The 16,040-nt window shown below is 46.0% G+C and carries 13 protein-coding genes; 12 read left to right on the top strand and 1 reads right to left on the bottom strand.

All coding sequences use genetic code 11. The features are described 5' to 3' along the window. Positions 1–16: 16 nt before the first annotated feature. From pyk to B2751_RS00910, 6 genes are all read left to right on the top strand, one after another. Positions 17–1,765, top strand: a complete 1,749-nt coding sequence (gene pyk, locus B2751_RS00935; RefSeq protein WP_035406280.1) for a pyruvate kinase — start codon at positions 17–19, stop codon at positions 1,763–1,765. Positions 1,766–1,823: 58 nt separating this feature from the next. Continuing rightward, the gene (locus tag B2751_RS00930) at positions 1,824–2,294 is read left to right on the top strand and encodes a DUF441 domain-containing protein (RefSeq protein ID WP_035406282.1); all 471 of its coding nucleotides are present in this window, start codon (positions 1,824–1,826) and stop codon (positions 2,292–2,294) included. Between the two features lie 218 nt (positions 2,295–2,512). Beyond that, positions 2,513–3,625 (top strand): citrate synthase, encoded by a 1,113-nt coding sequence (citZ, locus tag B2751_RS00925; protein WP_035406285.1) that lies wholly within the window; start codon positions 2,513–2,515, stop codon positions 3,623–3,625. Between the two features lie 71 nt (positions 3,626–3,696). Next, positions 3,697–4,971, top strand: coding sequence for an NADP-dependent isocitrate dehydrogenase (gene icd / locus B2751_RS00920; protein ID WP_035406288.1), 1,275 nt, complete (start codon positions 3,697–3,699; stop codon positions 4,969–4,971). Between the two features lie 22 nt (positions 4,972–4,993). After that, positions 4,994–5,932: a malate dehydrogenase gene (gene mdh, locus B2751_RS00915; RefSeq protein WP_056062660.1), complete on the top strand. Its 939-nt coding sequence runs from the start codon at positions 4,994–4,996 to the stop codon at positions 5,930–5,932. A gap of 326 nt (positions 5,933–6,258) precedes the next feature. Then, the gene (locus tag B2751_RS00910; protein ID WP_035406295.1) at positions 6,259–7,398 is read left to right on the top strand and encodes a zinc-dependent alcohol dehydrogenase; all 1,140 of its coding nucleotides are present in this window, start codon (positions 6,259–6,261) and stop codon (positions 7,396–7,398) included. 49 nt (positions 7,399–7,447) lie between these two features. Here B2751_RS00910 and B2751_RS00905 read toward each other — a convergent pair whose 3' ends face one another. Further along, positions 7,448–7,873, bottom strand: a complete 426-nt coding sequence (locus B2751_RS00905) for a divergent PAP2 family protein (RefSeq protein WP_035406299.1) — start codon at positions 7,871–7,873, stop codon at positions 7,448–7,450. Positions 7,874–8,084: 211 nt separating this feature from the next. Here B2751_RS00905 and B2751_RS00900 point away from each other — a divergent pair, with 211 nt between their 5' ends. The 6 genes from B2751_RS00900 (at position 8,085) to B2751_RS00875 (ending at position 15,970) form a co-directional block, all read left to right on the top strand. Then, positions 8,085–8,804 carry a response regulator gene (locus tag B2751_RS00900; protein WP_369792024.1) on the top strand — a complete coding sequence of 240 codons (720 nt, stop codon included), beginning with the start codon at positions 8,085–8,087 and terminating at the stop codon, positions 8,802–8,804. Then, complete coding sequence (gene pnpS, locus B2751_RS00895) at positions 8,801–10,534, top strand: two-component system histidine kinase PnpS (RefSeq protein WP_035406301.1); 1,734 nt, start codon at positions 8,801–8,803, stop codon at positions 10,532–10,534. Before B2751_RS00900 ends, pnpS begins: the two co-directional genes overlap by 4 nt. A 212-nt stretch (positions 10,535–10,746) precedes the next feature. Then, complete coding sequence (gene polA, locus B2751_RS00890) at positions 10,747–13,344, top strand: DNA polymerase I (protein WP_035406304.1); 2,598 nt, start codon at positions 10,747–10,749, stop codon at positions 13,342–13,344. A gap of 16 nt (positions 13,345–13,360) precedes the next feature. Then, on the top strand, positions 13,361–14,191 hold the full coding sequence (gene mutM / locus B2751_RS00885) for a DNA-formamidopyrimidine glycosylase (protein WP_035406306.1): 831 nt from the start codon (positions 13,361–13,363) through the stop codon (positions 14,189–14,191). Beyond that, positions 14,188–14,772 carry a dephospho-CoA kinase gene (gene coaE / locus B2751_RS00880; protein WP_214852872.1) on the top strand — a complete coding sequence of 195 codons (585 nt, stop codon included), beginning with the start codon at positions 14,188–14,190 and terminating at the stop codon, positions 14,770–14,772. The genes mutM and coaE overlap by 4 nt, the downstream gene beginning before the upstream one ends. Before the next feature lie 154 nt (positions 14,773–14,926). Beyond that, the gene (locus tag B2751_RS00875) at positions 14,927–15,970 is read left to right on the top strand and encodes a glyceraldehyde-3-phosphate dehydrogenase (RefSeq protein ID WP_035406310.1); all 1,044 of its coding nucleotides are present in this window, start codon (positions 14,927–14,929) and stop codon (positions 15,968–15,970) included. Positions 15,971–16,040 lie beyond the last annotated feature (70 nt).

Here is a 16,040-nt window from a genome sequence, read left to right as displayed (position 1 = left end):
AGGAGGTTTATGGAATATGCGCAGAACTAAAATTGTATGTACGATCGGACCGGCGTCAGAAAAACGTCTCCCAGAAATGATCGAAGCAGGTATGAACGTCGCTCGTTTGAACTTCTCACACGGCGATTATGAAGAACATGGTGCACGAATCACAGATATCCGTCGTGCAGCAAAAGAAGCAAACAAAATCGTTACGATTCTTCTTGATACGAAAGGTCCAGAAATCCGGACTCATACGTTCGAAGATGGAAAAGCACTTCTCGTACGTGGACAAGAAGTCATCGTCGTCAGTGGTGACGCAAACGAAATCGTCGGAACAAAAGATAAGTTCTCTGTTACTTATGAAGGACTTTATGATGACGTCGAAGTTGGTTCGATGATCATGCTTGATGATGGTCTCATCGGTCTTCGTGTCGTTGAAAAACTTCCAAACCGTGAACTTCGTTGCTCTATCGAAAACGAAGGTGTCATCAAAACGAAAAAAGGTGTCAACTTGCCAAACGTGAAGGTTAACCTTCCTGCTTTGACAGATAAAGACGTAGCTGATATCGAATTCGGAATCAAGAGCGATGTCGACTTAATCGCACCATCATTCGTACGCCGTGCGTCTGACGTCGTTGCGATTCGCCAATTGCTTGAGAAAAACAATGCGACTCACATCAAAATCTTCCCGAAAATCGAGAACCAAGAAGGCGTCGATAACATCGAAGAAATTCTCGCGATTTCAGACGGTTTGATGGTAGCGCGTGGCGACCTCGGTATCGAGATCCCAACAGAGGACGTAACACCAACTCAAAAAGACTTGATCAAGCTTTGTAATGACTTTGGTAAACCGGTCATCACAGCAACACAAATGCTTGATTCAATGCAACGTTTCCCACGTCCAACACGTGCTGAAGCATCAGACGTTGCGAACGCGATTCTTGATGGTACGGATGCAATCATGCTTTCAGGTGAGACAGCAGCAGGGGACTACCCGATTGAATCTGTCAAAATGATGCACTCGATCGCAAAACGTACAGAAAAAATGCTCGACTACAAACTCTTGTTGAAAGATCGTCAAACTCGCAGTGAGCACACAGTAACGGATGCGATCGCTCAAGCCGTTACGCACACAGCAATCAACTTGGATGCAAAAGCAATCTTGACACCGACACAATCGGGCTACACAGCATCACGTATCTCGAAATACCGTCCGGAGCCGAACATCGTCGCTGTTACACCAAGCGCACGTGTCGCACGTCAGTTAAACATCGTATGGGGTGTGTATCCAATCGTCGTCGATCATCTCTCAGACAACACGGATGATATGTTGACACTTGCTGCAGATACAGCGAAAGATGCTGGTTTTGTTACAGACGGTGACCTCGTCGTCATCTCGGCTGGTATCCCTGCTTTGACTGCTGGTACAACGAACATGCTAAAAGTTCACATCGTTGGTAAAGAGATCGCAAACGGTCGCGGAATCGGCGAACGTGGTGTTGTTGGTGAAGTCGTCATTGCAAACAATGCTGAAGAAGCAAATGCGAAAGCGAAACCAGGCATGATCCTCGTTACGAACTCAACAGATCGTGACATGATGCCTGCAATCGAATTGGCTGCAGCAATGATCACAGTAGATGGTGGATTGACTAGCCATGCTGGTATCGTTGGACCATCACTCGGTAAACCGGTCATCGTTGGTGTTGAAAATGCATTGACAGTCTTCAAAGACGGTCAAATGATCTCAATCGATCCATTGACAGGTAAACTGTATAACGCATAATTCATTCATGACGGACGTGACTTAGGTCATGTCCGTCTTTTTTTCATGAGGAGGACGTATGGAAGCTTATCTATTTTTGATTGCCCTCGTCTTCATCGGGGTCATCGCACAAAATAAATCATTGATCATCGCTGCTGCTTTCCTGTTGATCGTCAAGGCGATCGGACTAGATGGTCGATTATTTCCATCCTTGCAGGCAAAAGGAATCACGTGGGGTGTCACATTGATTACGGCTGCGATTCTTGTACCGATCGCAGCAGGGGATATCGGATTTAAGGAACTTATTCAAAGTATTCGGGGGCATATCGGCATCATCTCATTTTTATCAGGAATCTTCGTTGCGATCGTAGCGGCACATGGTGTTGGTCTGATGAAAGAAGACCCACTTGTCACGACGGCATTGCTTGCAGGAACGATTCTCGCAGTTGGACTCTTTCGGGGAGTACCCGTTGGTCCGCTAATTGGTGCTGGGATCGCTGCGCTTGTCATCGGAATGTGGGATATCATCGCAAAAACGTTCACGGGATGAGCAGGATCAGCAAAGAATACGAATTAATTTTTTGATAATAGTATGCAAGTTCATTCACTTTTTGGGTAATTTTGTTTATACTAAGAACAGAAACAAGATGGTCTATTCAAGAGTACAGCGGTACAAGCATGGGGAACGACTCTTGAGTGGACGTCTTTTTTTCAATACGGAAATGAAAGCGTTTTAAATTTCTGGGGAAAAAAAGGGGGATTATTGTCATGACGCAAACTAAAGGTTTAGAAGGAATCGTCGCGACGACATCGAAAATCAGTTCGATCATCGATGGTCAATTGACGTACGGCGGTTATACAATTGATGATTTGGCGGAGCACGCCTCATTTGAGGAAGTCGTCTTCTTATTATGGAACGACCGTCTACCAAAAGAAGAGGAATTAAAGCAACTGTCGGAAGCACTCATTTCCGAAGCACCAGTTGCGACTGCCGTTCTCGAGACGATGAAGGCAGCACCAAAGTCGGCGAATGCGATGGCAATGATTCGAACAGCGCTCTCTCAACTCGCGCTTTACGATGAAACATCAGAAGATATGTCGACAGAGGCGAATTACGCTAAAGCCATCAAATTACAAGCGCAAATCGCAACACTTGTTACGGCTTACGCGCGTATCAAAAAAGGCCAGGAACCAATCGCACCTAAAACAGGTCTTTCTTACGCTGCAAACTTCCTGTTCATGTTGACAGGTGAAGAGCCGACAGAAGTGGCTGAAAAAGCGTTCAACCAAGCGCTTGTTCTTCATGCAGACCATGAGTTGAACGCTTCGACATTTACGGCACGTGTTTGTGTTGCGACACTCTCTGACGTCTACTCAGGTGTGACAGCAGCGATGGGTGCATTAAAAGGACCTCTTCACGGTGGAGCGAATGAAGCCGTCATGAAGATGCTGCTTGAAATTGATTCGGTTGAAAAGGTTGACGAGTATGTTCATAATAAACTTGAGAACAAGCAAAAAATCATGGGCTTCGGTCACCGTGTCTACAAGGACGGCGATCCACGTGCGAAGCACCTTCAGGAAATGAGTCGTCAGCTGACTGCTCAAATCGGGGAACCGAAATGGTATGAGATGTCAGTTAAGATTGACGAGATCGTCCAGTCGGAAAAAGGATTGAAACCAAACGTTGATTTCTATTCCGCTTCTACGTACCATGCACTTGGACTTGATACAGAACTTTTCACTCCAATCTTTGCGGTAAGTCGAATGTCAGGTTGGTTGGCGCACATTTTAGAGCAGTATAGCGATAACCGTCTGATTCGTCCACGTGCAGACTACACGGGTGAAACGCACCGGACATATGTGTCCATCGAAGAACGTTAAAAGGACGGAGAGGAGTAATCCTCTCCTGATTTTTGATGTAGATTACAATTACTTAAGGGGGATTTTTAGACATGGCTACACTTCAAGGCGAAAACATCACAGTAACGAACGGTACACTTCAAGTTCCAAATGCTCCAATCATTCCATTCATCATTGGTGACGGAACAGGACCTGACATCTGGAATGCTGCGGTACGCGTATTTGATGCAGCAGTTGAAAAAGCCTATAACGGTGAGAAGAAGATTGAATGGAAAGAAGTCTATGCTGGCGAAAAAGCATTCAACAAAACAGGTAACTGGTTACCAGAAGAGACACTCGATCTCATCCGTGAGCACATCATCGCAATCAAAGGACCACTTACGACACCAGTCGGCGGCGGTATTCGCTCATTGAACGTTGCATTACGTCAAGAGCTTGATTTGTACACATGCCTTCGCCCAGTTCGTTACTTCACAGGTGTTCCTTCACCGGTTAAACGCCCAGAAGATACAGATATGGTCATCTTCCGTGAAAATACTGAAGACATCTACGCAGGAATCGAATATGCAGAAGGTAGCGAAGGCGTTGCAAAACTGCTTGAATTCCTTCAAAACGAAATGGGTGTCAACAAAATTCGCTTCCCTGAGACATCTGGTCTTGGAATCAAACCGATTTCAAAAGAGGGAACAGAACGCCTCGTTCGTGCAGCAATCGAATACGCACTTGAGCACAAGCGCGCTTCGTTGACACTCGTTCACAAAGGAAACATTATGAAGTTCACTGAAGGAGCTTTCAAAAACTGGGGTTATGAGCTTGCTGAGCGTGAATACGCAGAGCACGTCTTCACTTGGAACCAGTACGATCGTATCAAAGAAGAAGAGGGAACTGAGGCTGCGAACAAAGCACAAGCAGACGCTGAAGCTGCTGGTAAGTTAATCGTAAAAGACTCAATCGCTGATATCTTCTTACAACAAATCTTGACTCGTCCAAAAGAGTTCGATGTCGTTGCGACAATGAACTTGAACGGTGACTACATCTCGGATGCACTTGCTGCACAAGTGGGTGGTATCGGAATCGCACCTGGAGCAAACATCAACTACATGACTGGTCACGCGATTTTTGAAGCAACTCACGGTACAGCACCAAAATACGCTGGACTTGATAAAGTAAACCCATCATCTGTCATCTTGTCAGGCGAAATGATGTTCCGTCACCTCGGTTGGAACGAAGCAGCAGATCTCATCATCAAATCGATGGAAACATCGATCGAAGCAAAAGTCGTCACATACGACTTCGCACGTCTCATGGATGGTGCGACTGAAGTGAAGTGTTCTGAATTCGCGGACGAACTCATCAAAAACATGTAATCCGATCAGGAGGAATGAGTCGATGAACAGACGGAAGAAGATCGCAGTCATAGGAAGTGGCTTTACGGGCGCGACGACGGCACTTTACCTTGCCCAGCAAGAGTTAGGTGATATCGTCCTCGTCGACCGACCAGAGCAAGAAAATCCGACGAAAGGAAAGGCGCTTGATATGCAAGAAGCAGCGCCGATCCTCGGATTTGATGTTTCGGTAAAAGGGACATCGGATTATGCAGATATCAAGGACGCAGATATCGTCGTCATCACTGCCGGCATTGCTCGAAAGCCGGGCATGAGCCGCGAAGACCTTGTCAGTACGAATGCTGCCGTCATGACAGCTGTGACGAAGGAAATCGTCGCGCATGCACCAGAATCGATCATCATCGTTTTGACGAACCCGGTCGATGCGATGACGTATACGGTCTATCAAGCATCTGGTTTTCCGAAGGAACGTGTCATCGGTCAGTCCGGAGTCCTCGACACGGCGCGTTTCCGGACATTTCTAGCAGAAGAACTCAATGTTTCTGTGAAGGACGTATCAGGGTTCGTGCTCGGTGGACACGGAGATGATATGGTACCGCTACTGCGCTATTCTCAGGCAGGAGGAATTCCGATTGAGAAGCTCATATCGAAAGAACGACTCGATGCGATCGTTGACCGGACCCGTAAAGGGGGCGGTGAAATCGTTCAGTTACTCGGAAACGGTTCCGCTTATTACGCGCCAGCAGCGGCAATTGCTCAGATGGTCGAAGCGATTTTGAAGGATCAGCGACGTATTCTTCCGGCAATCGCTTATCTCGAAGGCGAATACGGATACAACGATATGTACTTTGGTGTACCGGTCATTCTTGGTGGGAACGGTGTCGAGCACGTCTACGAACTCGAGCTGACTGTCGATGAACAAGAAGCATTGAACCGCTCTGCGTCTACCGTCCGTTCGGTACTCGACTTATTAAAATCCTGAATCTAAAAAAAGACGAACCTGTCACTTTCGACAGGTTCGTCTTTTTCGTCTCGTTACAGTAGGTATTGCGAGTTTTGACAATGCGGACAGGTCAGCCGATCACATCAAACGATAGATTGTTCGAGAAGACCATTTTTGAGACAAACGGTGCATCGGGCCATGATATAAGCTTCTTTTACATATAAATGTGTAAAGTAAAATGGTTAGTTCACACCATATGATCCATGTAGTATAAAAGTTCCAATTTTAAAAAACATGTAGAATAAATGCTTGTATTAGGGTAAGGACAAAGGTACGTCATTTTATTCCACTAAGGGGGATTTTACATGCGCGCCGTAACGTACCAAGGAACAAAAGATGTTCAAGTCAAACAAGTACAGGATCCATCGATTGATAAAAACGATGATATCATCGTAAAGATCACCTCGACTGCAATTTGTGGTTCGGATCTACACATTTATCAAGGGAATATGCCGGCTCACAAAGACTATGTCATTGGTCATGAACCGATGGGCATCGTTGAAGAAGTTGGACCAGGAGTGACGAAGGTCAAACGGGGAGACCGCGTCGTGTTACCGTTTAACGTTGCTTGCGGTCACTGTTTCTTTTGCGAACATGATATGGAAAGTCAATGTGATAACTCAAACGGAAATCCGCATGTCGATACAGGTGGATATTTTGGTTTTACAGAAGAGTTTGGTGGACATCCCGGTGGTCAGGCGGAATATTTAAAAGTACCATTTGGAAATTTCATGCCGCTCGTAATTCCTGAATCGTGTGAACTAGAAGATGAAGCGTTGTTGTTCTTATCTGACGTTTTACCTACAGCATATTGGAGTGTCCTGCATGCTGGTGTGAAAAAAGGGGACACGGTCGTCGTACTCGGATCGGGACCTGTCGGACTGATGACACAAAAATTCGCATGGATGCAAGGTGCGAAACGGGTCATTGCGGTGGATGATCAAGTCTATCGATTAAATCACGCCAAAGTGACGAATAAAGTCGAGACCGTGAATTTTTCAGATCATGCAGAAAGTGGTGCCTACATCAAAGAATTGACGCAAGGTGGGGCAGATGTCGTGATTGATTGCGTCGGTCTTGATGGGAAGATGTCACCTGTTGAAAAAATCGAACAAAAGATTGGTTTGCAAGGGGGAACGTTGAGTGCCATTGATATTGCGAAGGATGCTGTCCGGAAGTTTGGTACCGTACAGTTGACGGGTGTCTATGCGAAAAAATATAATCAATTTCCACTCGGCGACTTTTTCACTCGGAATATCACACTGAAAATGGGACAAGCACCCGTCGTCCATTTGATGCCGGAACTGTTCCAGAAAATCATCAATAAGGAATTTGATCCGACGGACATCGTGACGCATCGAGTGGCACTCGATGATGCTGCTGCAGCCTATCAAACCTTCAATGATCGAACAGATGGATGCATCAAGGTCGTTCTAAAACCATAAGTCACTTCACATGCAAACAACCCATCCAAAATCGGATGGGTTGTTTGCATTAAAAGAAGAAAACTGGCCACAAGATACCGACAGCTAAACCGAGTAAGAGACCAACGAATACTTGAAACTCAGTGTGACCGACGAGTTCATTCAGAAGAGGGGTCTCATGACGAATTCCCTTAAAATAATCATTGAGTAATTTTGCCTGAACACCAACAGCTTGTCTGACACCCGTCGCATCATACATGATGATTGTGGCAAATATGGCAGCTAGTGCGAAGAGCGAAGATGAGAAGCCTTCCTGAAAACCGATGACCACGGCTAACGCGACGACAGTCGAACTATGTGAACTAGGCATACCACCGGAAGCAAACATGATCTCCAGGTCGAACTTTCGGGTCCGTACCAAACTCGTAACAAGCTTCGCTGCTTGAGCGATGAACCATGCCGTGATGGCTGCAAAAAGGGGATGATTCCATTCCATACATTCTACCTCCTACGATTGACGATATGTATTGATTCCCCGTTTTTATCGCTTTTACACGAATGATCAAGAGGGATTCATCGTCTCCTTTAAAGATTATGTAAAGAAACAGCAGAAAGATTTGTGATTTTCCAGTAAAAGTCGGTAAGATGAAGACAGACGAAGCGGATTCCACGGAATTCCTCATTCGAAAGAACGAAACTTGAGGGGGATGCAAGGTTTGAAAGATAAAATTATCGTGGTAGATGATGAATTGTCGATTGCAACACTATTGAAGTTTAATTTAGAGCAGGCTGGTTTTGTCGTCGAAACGGCACATGATGGAATGTCAGGTTTGAAATTAGCGGAAAAACAAGATGCCGCACTGATCGTACTGGATCTTATGTTGCCGGAACTTGATGGTCTGGAAGTATGTAAACGACTACGTCAACAGAAAATCAATACACCGATCTTGATGCTGACGGCAAAGGATGATGAGTTTGATAAGGTGCTCGGTCTAGAACTCGGTGCGGACGATTACCTGACAAAACCGTTTAGCCCACGCGAAGTCGTTGCCCGTGTAAAAGCGATTTTACGACGGATGAGTCATCAGACAGCATCCCCGGATGAGGTCACGGACGGAACGATTCTGATTGGTGACGTCAAAATCGTTCCGGATAACTACGAAGCTTTCAAAGCAGAAGAACGTCTTGAACTTACTCCTAAGGAATTCGAATTGCTCGTATATCTCGCTAAAAATAAAGGACGTGTCTTGACACGAGATCAACTGTTATCCGCGATTTGGAATTACGATTTCGTCGGCGATACGCGTATCGTGGATGTGCATATCAGTCACGTCCGTGAAAAAATCGAACCGAATACGAAAAAACCGATTTATATCAAAACGATTCGCGGTCTCGGGTATAAGATGGAGGAGCCGAAACCAGAATGAGTAAGTATCGGAAACGGTTCATCTTTAAAATGATTTCTTTCATTAGTTTGGTGCTTGTTGCACTCGGTTTTCTACTTGGACAATCATTTAAGGAATTCTATGTTCAAAATGAAAAAGAAAAACTGATGGATGAAACCTCGCTTGTCGAGACGATCCTACAAGGGCGCGAAGTTTCTGATATGGCACAGTACGTGAATCAATTGTATGCCGAATCCAATTTTGACATGATCTTATTTAACGGACGTGGGGAAATCATCGCAGGTACCCCTGTTGATGTCACGAAACTGAAAGTAGCAACGCTCAATTTCTCAGCGATTCCCAAAGATGGCACGTTTGAATCGAAGACGGATGACAGTGTCGTCCAGTTCACGAAGCCTGTTCCAACAGCAGATGGTGGAGAAGTGTACGTCAGTTTCATTCGTTATGCTAAAGATTTGAATATTATCTATTCACGGATTTGGACGGTCATTTTCTTCTCACTCCTTGCTTCGCTCGTAATCATCTTTTTGACAATCTATCGTTCAACGAAACGGTTCCTACGACCAATCGCGGAGGCGACCGATGTGTTGCACGAACTGTCACATGGGAATTACAAGTCACGCGTCTACGAGTTAGCGGCACCAGATGAATCACGTGATTTAGGACGCTCGATCAATCTCCTCGCACGAAATCTAGAGAATGCATCATCCGGTGAAGCGATGCAACGGGCACGACTCGAATCTTTGATCGAATACATGGGAGCCGGTCTCATGCTGATTGATGAAAAGGGTTATGTACTACTTGTTAACCGTACCTATCGGGAGATGTTCCATATTCACGAACCATCTAGTGGAAAATTATATTACCGCGTACTTCCGAACGAAAAGATGAGTCAGGTGATTGAAGATGTCTACCTGACAGAAAAACCGAATCGCAAACAATCGAGTGTCCGTTTCGGCATCAACAGTCGGACGTTTATGGTCAGTGCCGCACCGATTTTTGATAAGAACGGTCGCGTGCAAGGAACGACCGTTGTCTTCAACGATATTACGGAAATTAAAAAGCTGGAACAGATGCGCAAAGACTTCGTTGCGAATGTCAGCCACGAATTAAAAACACCACTGACGTCCATCAAGGGGTTTGCAGAAACGTTACTCGATGGTGCGCAAGATGTTCCGGAAATCCGGGAACAATTTTTGCGGATCATTCATGATGAATCAGAACGAATGCAGACATTGGTCGAAGATTTGCTCGAACTATCGCGACTGGAACAAGACAACTATCAGCTTGAGACAGCAATCGTTGATGTGACGAGTCTCGTTCGCGAAACCGCTGAGCTGTTGCATCGACGAGCAGCGGAAAAAGAGATGATGATTCATATCGAAACGGAAGAGGAAGTCTTCATCCGGGCAGATTTGAATCGGTTGAAACAAGTCGTAGTCAACTTAGTTGCGAATGCGTTGAACTACACACCGAACGGTGGTAACGTCTGGATTCAACTCGAGGATGGAGAAGAGTCTGTCCAACTCATCATCAAAGATGATGGGATTGGTATTCATCCGAAGGAGACGCAGCGTATCTTCGAACGGTTCTATCGTGTCGATAAGGCGCGAAGCCGTAATTCAGGTGGAACGGGTCTCGGGCTGGCCATTGTTAAACACATCGTTGATCTTCACCATGGAGAAATTGATGTCGAATCGGCGGAGCAACAAGGAACGACGTTTACGATTCGTTTACCAAAACATGGCTGAATTTCACAGTGGATTCACAATTCCTTAATAGATGTATCTTATGATGAAAGTACCTTCTTCATCATCTGTATGGCGACTGGATCAGCTCCCATGTCGTCATGCCCTTGGCGGTTGACTCTCCTTGAGTCAATCGTCTTTTTTTGGTCATTTTTAGCGAACAAATGTGTGCAGAGTGATACAATAGGGACAGAAAATCGATTAAAGGGGCGTAGATGATGGAAAATAAATTGTTATTGATTGATGGGAACTCATTGACTTATCGGGCATTTTTCGCTTTACCACCAATGACGGACGCGCAAGGACGAAATACGAACGCAGCCTATGGCTTTACGATGATGTTATTGAAGTTGCTTGAAGAAGAGCAACCGACACATATGCTCGTTGCCTTTGATGCTTCGAGTGAAACATTCCGTCACGATGTCTATCAGGAGTATAAAGGAAGTCGGGAAAAAACACCGTCCGAACTACGAGAACAATTCCCGATCGTCCGAGACATCTGTGAAGCACTCGGTATTCAAATGATGGAACTCCATCGCTATGAGGCAGATGATTTGATCGGTACGCTCGCACGGACAATGCCAACGGATCGGACGCGGATTGTCACAGGAGACAAAGATTTACTTCAACTTGTCACGGATAAGGTCGAAGTCTTGATCACGAAGCGTGGGATCACGGACGTCCAGTGCATGACAGAGGAACTGTTTGCTGAGACGTATGGTGGTCTAAAGCCGATTCAAATGATTGATTTGAAGGGGTTGATGGGTGATAAATCGGATAATATTCCAGGGATTCCTGGGATTGGTGAAAAGACGGCTGTTAAATTGATTTCGGCATACGGTTCTGTTGAAGGACTGTACGAACATGTCGAGGATTTAAAAGGGAAGCAGAAAGAAAAAGTCATCGCGAACGAAGAGCTCGCACGACTGTCGAAAGAACTCGCGACAATCAAGGTGGATGTCCCGCTCGAGACGACGCTAGATGATTTGCAAATTCGCAATGTCGATACCCAAGTTCCTTATTCATTGTTCCAGTCACTTGGCTTCAAGTCATTGACGAATCGATTCGCCCCTGTCGTCAAAGAAGAGGATAAAGAACAATTAAACGTCGTGACGATCACTTCACTTCCTAAAGACGTCACGGATGCCGTATTGATTGCAGAACAGCTTCGAGAAGATTACATGGAAGAAGACATCATTGGATTTGCGATAGCAACGCCTGACACGATCTATGTTGCTGCTCCGACGCTCGTCGAGGATCCAGCATTCCGTCAATGGATCGAGTCGGAACATCAAAAGATTTGTCTCGATGCGAAACAAGTCGCATTTGCATTGCGTAAACACGGTTTGACATTGAACGGGTACGAAGATCTGTTATTAGCAGGCTATTTGTTAAACTTAAGTGGCGGTACAACACTCGCTTCGATCGCTGGTCATTATGCATTAATGGCGCCGAATGAGGAAGCAGTACTCGGTAAGGGGGCGAAACGTCTCGCGCCAGAAGATGAAGCTCTTCATCCTTATTTAGCTGAGAAAGCACGGATGGTTGAATTGCTGTTCCCAAAAGTCCGAGAAGAACTGAAGGCGAATCAACAATACGAGTTATATGAAACGTTAGAGCGTCCACTATCAGGTGTCCTCGCTGAGATGGAATGGACTGGGATTCGCGTAGACGTCGCGACGCTCCAAGAGATGCAAGCGGATCTTGCTGGGCGTTTAACAGAACTTGAGACATTGGTCTTTGAAGCAGCAGGTGAGTCGTTCAATATTAATTCTCCGAAACAACTCGGTGTAATTTTGTTTGAAAAACTCGAACTCCCTGCCTTTAAGAAAACAAAGACGGGCTACTCGACTGCCGCAGATGTCCTTGAAAAACTGCGTCCGCTGCACCCAGTCATCGATCACATCATGCTTTACCGAGAACTGCAAAAGTTGCAGTCGACGTATGTTGAAGGATTGCAAAAAGTCATCAAGGAAGATGGAAAAATCCATACTCGTTTTGCTCAGACAATCGCTCAAACAGGTCGTTTAAGTTCGGTCAATCCGAACCTTCAGAATATCCCGATCCGGATTGAAGAAGGACGGAAGATTCGAAAAGCCTTCGTTCCGAGTCAAACAGGCTGGTCATTGTACGCTGCTGATTATTCACAAATCGAATTACGTGTCATGGCCGATATGTCGCAGGATCAGACGCTTGTCGATGCGTTCCTCCATGATGAGGATATTCATACTCAAACGGCAAGTAGTGTCTTCGGTGTCGAACCGGAAGATGTCACAGGAAACATGCGGCGTCAGGCGAAAGCCGTCAACTTTGGAATCATTTACGGAATCAGCGATTATGGATTGTCTCAAAACTTGAACATCACACGCAAAGAAGCGCAATCATTCATCGATCGTTATTTCGAGTTGTTCCCGCAAATCAAACAGTTCATGGATACAGCAATCGAGACGGCACGAGCAAATGGATTCGTCGAAACGTTGATGAACCGTCGCCGCAATATTCCGGATATCAATTCGAAAAACTTTAACTTACGTGGTTTTGCTGAACGTACTGCGATCAATACACCGATTCAAGGTTCGGCTGCAGATATCATTAAAAAAGCAATGCTTGATGTTCATGCTGCTTTGAAAGCATCTAATCTGAAGGCACGCTTGTTATTACAAGTACACGATGAATTGATTTTTGAAGCACCAGACGAAGAACTCGACGCTTTACAAGCACTTGTCAAACAAGCGATGGAGCAGACCGTCGAACTATCCGTACCGCTACGCGTCGATGGGGGCGCAGGGCATACGTGGTACGAAACGAAGTAAGCAAGGAGGAATAGATGTGCCTGAATTACCTGAAGTCGAGACCGTTCGCCGCAGTTTAGAACGTTCGGTCTCTGGAAAGACAGTCTCTTCCGTCAAAGTCTACCATCCGAAAATGATTCGGGGGATGGAAGTGGCGCCATTTGCAGATGCCTTACATCAAGAAAGGATCGAACGCGTCGAACGTCGCGGAAAGTTCCTGCTCTTTGATTTTGATCGTTTTTATCTCGTCAGCCATTTGCGGATGGAAGGAAAGTACTTCCCATATCCACAACCGGTTGAACGGGATAAACATACGCATGTCGTCTTCCGTTTCACGGATGGTTCGGAACTTCACTATAATGATGTTCGGAAGTTCGGAACGATGGAATTACGTGATAAGCAAACAGCGATGCAGACTGCTCCACTGGCACAACTGGAGCGTGAACCATTTGATCCGGAATTTACAGCAGAAGTGTTAGCGGAGAATTTAATTCGTAAAAAGAGAAGTCCAATCAAAACGGCACTGCTCGACCAGTCCATCTTCCTTGGTCTCGGTAACATCTATGTCGATGAGACCCTTCATGCTGCACGCGTCCACCCGTTGACGAAAGCCGGCGCCTTGACACTCGACGATATCTCACGCATTCATCAAGCCGGTGTCAACGTTTTACGACAAGCGGTGGAAGCAGGAGGAAGTACGATCCGGAGTTATGTCTCGCCGTCAGGAAAAGGTGAATTCCAGCTTCAACTTGCGGTATATGGTCAAAAAGGGGAACCGTGTCCTCGTTGTGGTACAGCCATCGAAAAAATCAAAGTCGGTGGACGGGGAACACATTTCTGTCCGACGTGCCAACAGGTTGCCTTATGAGAGTCGGTCTGACAGGGAGTATCGCAACCGGTAAAAGTACGGTTTCTAGCTATTTAAAACAAAAAGGAATAGCGGTCATCGATGCGGATCTCATTGCGCGAGAAGTCGTTGAGCCGGGAGGGCGAGCATATGATGCAGTCCAACTGGCATTCCCAGAGGCGTTTGAAAAAGGACGTCTTGTCCGTCCAAAGCTCGGACAAATCATTTTTCAAGATAGTGAAAAACGACAACAATTGAATCAGTTGATGCACCCGAGTATTCGACAACAGATGCTCGAAGCAGCAGATGCCTATGAACGTTCAGGACATTCTCTCGTCGTATTTGATATTCCGTTACTGCTAGAAGGGGATTGGCGAAACCTGTTCGAACGCGTCGTTGTCGTCTATTGCCCAGAAGATATGCAGTTAAGAAGATTGATGCAACGTAATGATTTATCAGAAGCAGAAGCGTATGCACGTATCCATGCGCAACTCGGCATCGAACAGAAAAAAGAGCTTGCAGATGATGTATTCTTCAATGACGGCAGTATTGATTCGTTATACCAACAAATCGATGAGTGGTTAAGTCGGTATGGTGATTGATGCAAATGATGACAAGTTATGAAAAACATGAAGTGAGAGAAGTTTCCATCTTCTCTCACTTTTTTTAGAGAACATAATGAAATCGCTTACATTTCATGATATAGTTCTATCTGTAAACGGAGCTACATCCGTCACATTGAAGGGGGATCCGCACATGGGAGTCAAGGTGGCAGTCAATGGTTTTGGTCGAATTGGTCGAATGGTCTTTCGACGTCTGATCGCTGAGGGGAAAAGCGAAGTCGTAGCAATTAATGCGAGTTATCCAGTCGAAACACTCGCGCATTTAATCAAGTATGATACGGTACACGGAAAATTCAATTATCCGGTCGACATCATCGATGGGGCGTTGATGGTTGACGGAAAAGAGATTCAAATCGTCAGTGAACGCAATCCTGAGCTATTGCCGTGGGGGGAACTCGGCATCGATATCGTCGTCGAAGCAACAGGGAAGTTCAATTCGGATACGGGCGCTGCGAAGCATTTAGTGGCAGGAGCAAAAAAGGTCGTCATCACGGCACCTGCTAAAGGGGATGTTCGGACGATTGTCATGGGTGTCAATGATGACATGTATGATCATGAAACGGATGATATCGTTTCGAACGCATCGTGTACGACGAACTGTCTCGCACCTGTCGTACAAGTCATCGACCGTGCATTCGGAATCGAATCTGGTCTCGTCACGACGGTTCATGCGTTTACGAACGATCAAAATAACATTGATAACCCGCATAAGGATTTACGGCGCGCCCGGGCATGCGGCTCATCGATCATTCCGACGTCGACAGGCGCGGCAAAGGCGATTGCGCTCGTCTTGCCACATTTGGAAGGGAAATTAAATGGACTCGCGCTTCGTGTTCCGACACCGAACGTATCACTCGTCGATCTCGTCGTCGAAGTCAGTCGAGATACGACGGTCGCTGAAGTGAACGAAGCCTTCACGAAAGCAGCGGACGGTGCGCTTGATGGCATTCTCGGAATGACGATGGAACCGCTCGTCTCAATCGACTTTAACGGAGAAGAACGTTCGACGGTCGTCGACGGGCTCTCGACGATGGTCATGGGTGGTCGTCAGGTGAAGGTCCTCGCTTGGTACGATAATGAGTGGGGTTACTCATGCCGCGTCGTCGATCTCGTACACCTCGTCTCGGCACACTTAGAGGCGATGGGAACCGTTGAAAAAGAACTTGAATTGAATTAATTATAACGGGCAGATCCCAGCAATGACGGGGGCTGTCCCGTTTTTTTTCTTAAAATATATTAATTTTTGA

Source organism: Exiguobacterium sp. UBA6282, assembly GCF_002440475.1.
Lineage (GTDB): Bacteria > Bacillota > Bacilli > Exiguobacteriales > Exiguobacteriaceae > Exiguobacterium_A.
Note: the sequence above shows the minus strand (reverse complement) of the source record. Positions and strands in the feature narration are given on the sequence as shown.

Coding starts and splice junctions, on each gene's coding strand:
- pyk (WP_035406280.1), top strand. CDS start 17: ATGCGCAGAACTAAAATTGTATGTACGATCGGACCGGCGTCAGAAAAA.
- B2751_RS00930 (WP_035406282.1), top strand. CDS start 1,824: ATGGAAGCTTATCTATTTTTGATTGCCCTCGTCTTCATCGGGGTCATC.
- citZ (WP_035406285.1), top strand. CDS start 2,513: ATGACGCAAACTAAAGGTTTAGAAGGAATCGTCGCGACGACATCGAAA.
- icd (WP_035406288.1), top strand. CDS start 3,697: ATGGCTACACTTCAAGGCGAAAACATCACAGTAACGAACGGTACACTT.
- mdh (WP_056062660.1), top strand. CDS start 4,994: ATGAACAGACGGAAGAAGATCGCAGTCATAGGAAGTGGCTTTACGGGC.
- B2751_RS00910 (WP_035406295.1), top strand. CDS start 6,259: ATGCGCGCCGTAACGTACCAAGGAACAAAAGATGTTCAAGTCAAACAA.
- B2751_RS00905 (WP_035406299.1), bottom strand. CDS start 7,873: ATGGAATGGAATCATCCCCTTTTTGCAGCCATCACGGCATGGTTCATC.
- B2751_RS00900 (WP_369792024.1), top strand. CDS start 8,085: ATGCAAGGTTTGAAAGATAAAATTATCGTGGTAGATGATGAATTGTCG.
- pnpS (WP_035406301.1), top strand. CDS start 8,801: ATGAGTAAGTATCGGAAACGGTTCATCTTTAAAATGATTTCTTTCATT.
- polA (WP_035406304.1), top strand. CDS start 10,747: ATGATGGAAAATAAATTGTTATTGATTGATGGGAACTCATTGACTTAT.
- coaE (WP_214852872.1), top strand. CDS start 14,188: ATGAGAGTCGGTCTGACAGGGAGTATCGCAACCGGTAAAAGTACGGTT.
- B2751_RS00875 (WP_035406310.1), top strand. CDS start 14,927: ATGGGAGTCAAGGTGGCAGTCAATGGTTTTGGTCGAATTGGTCGAATG.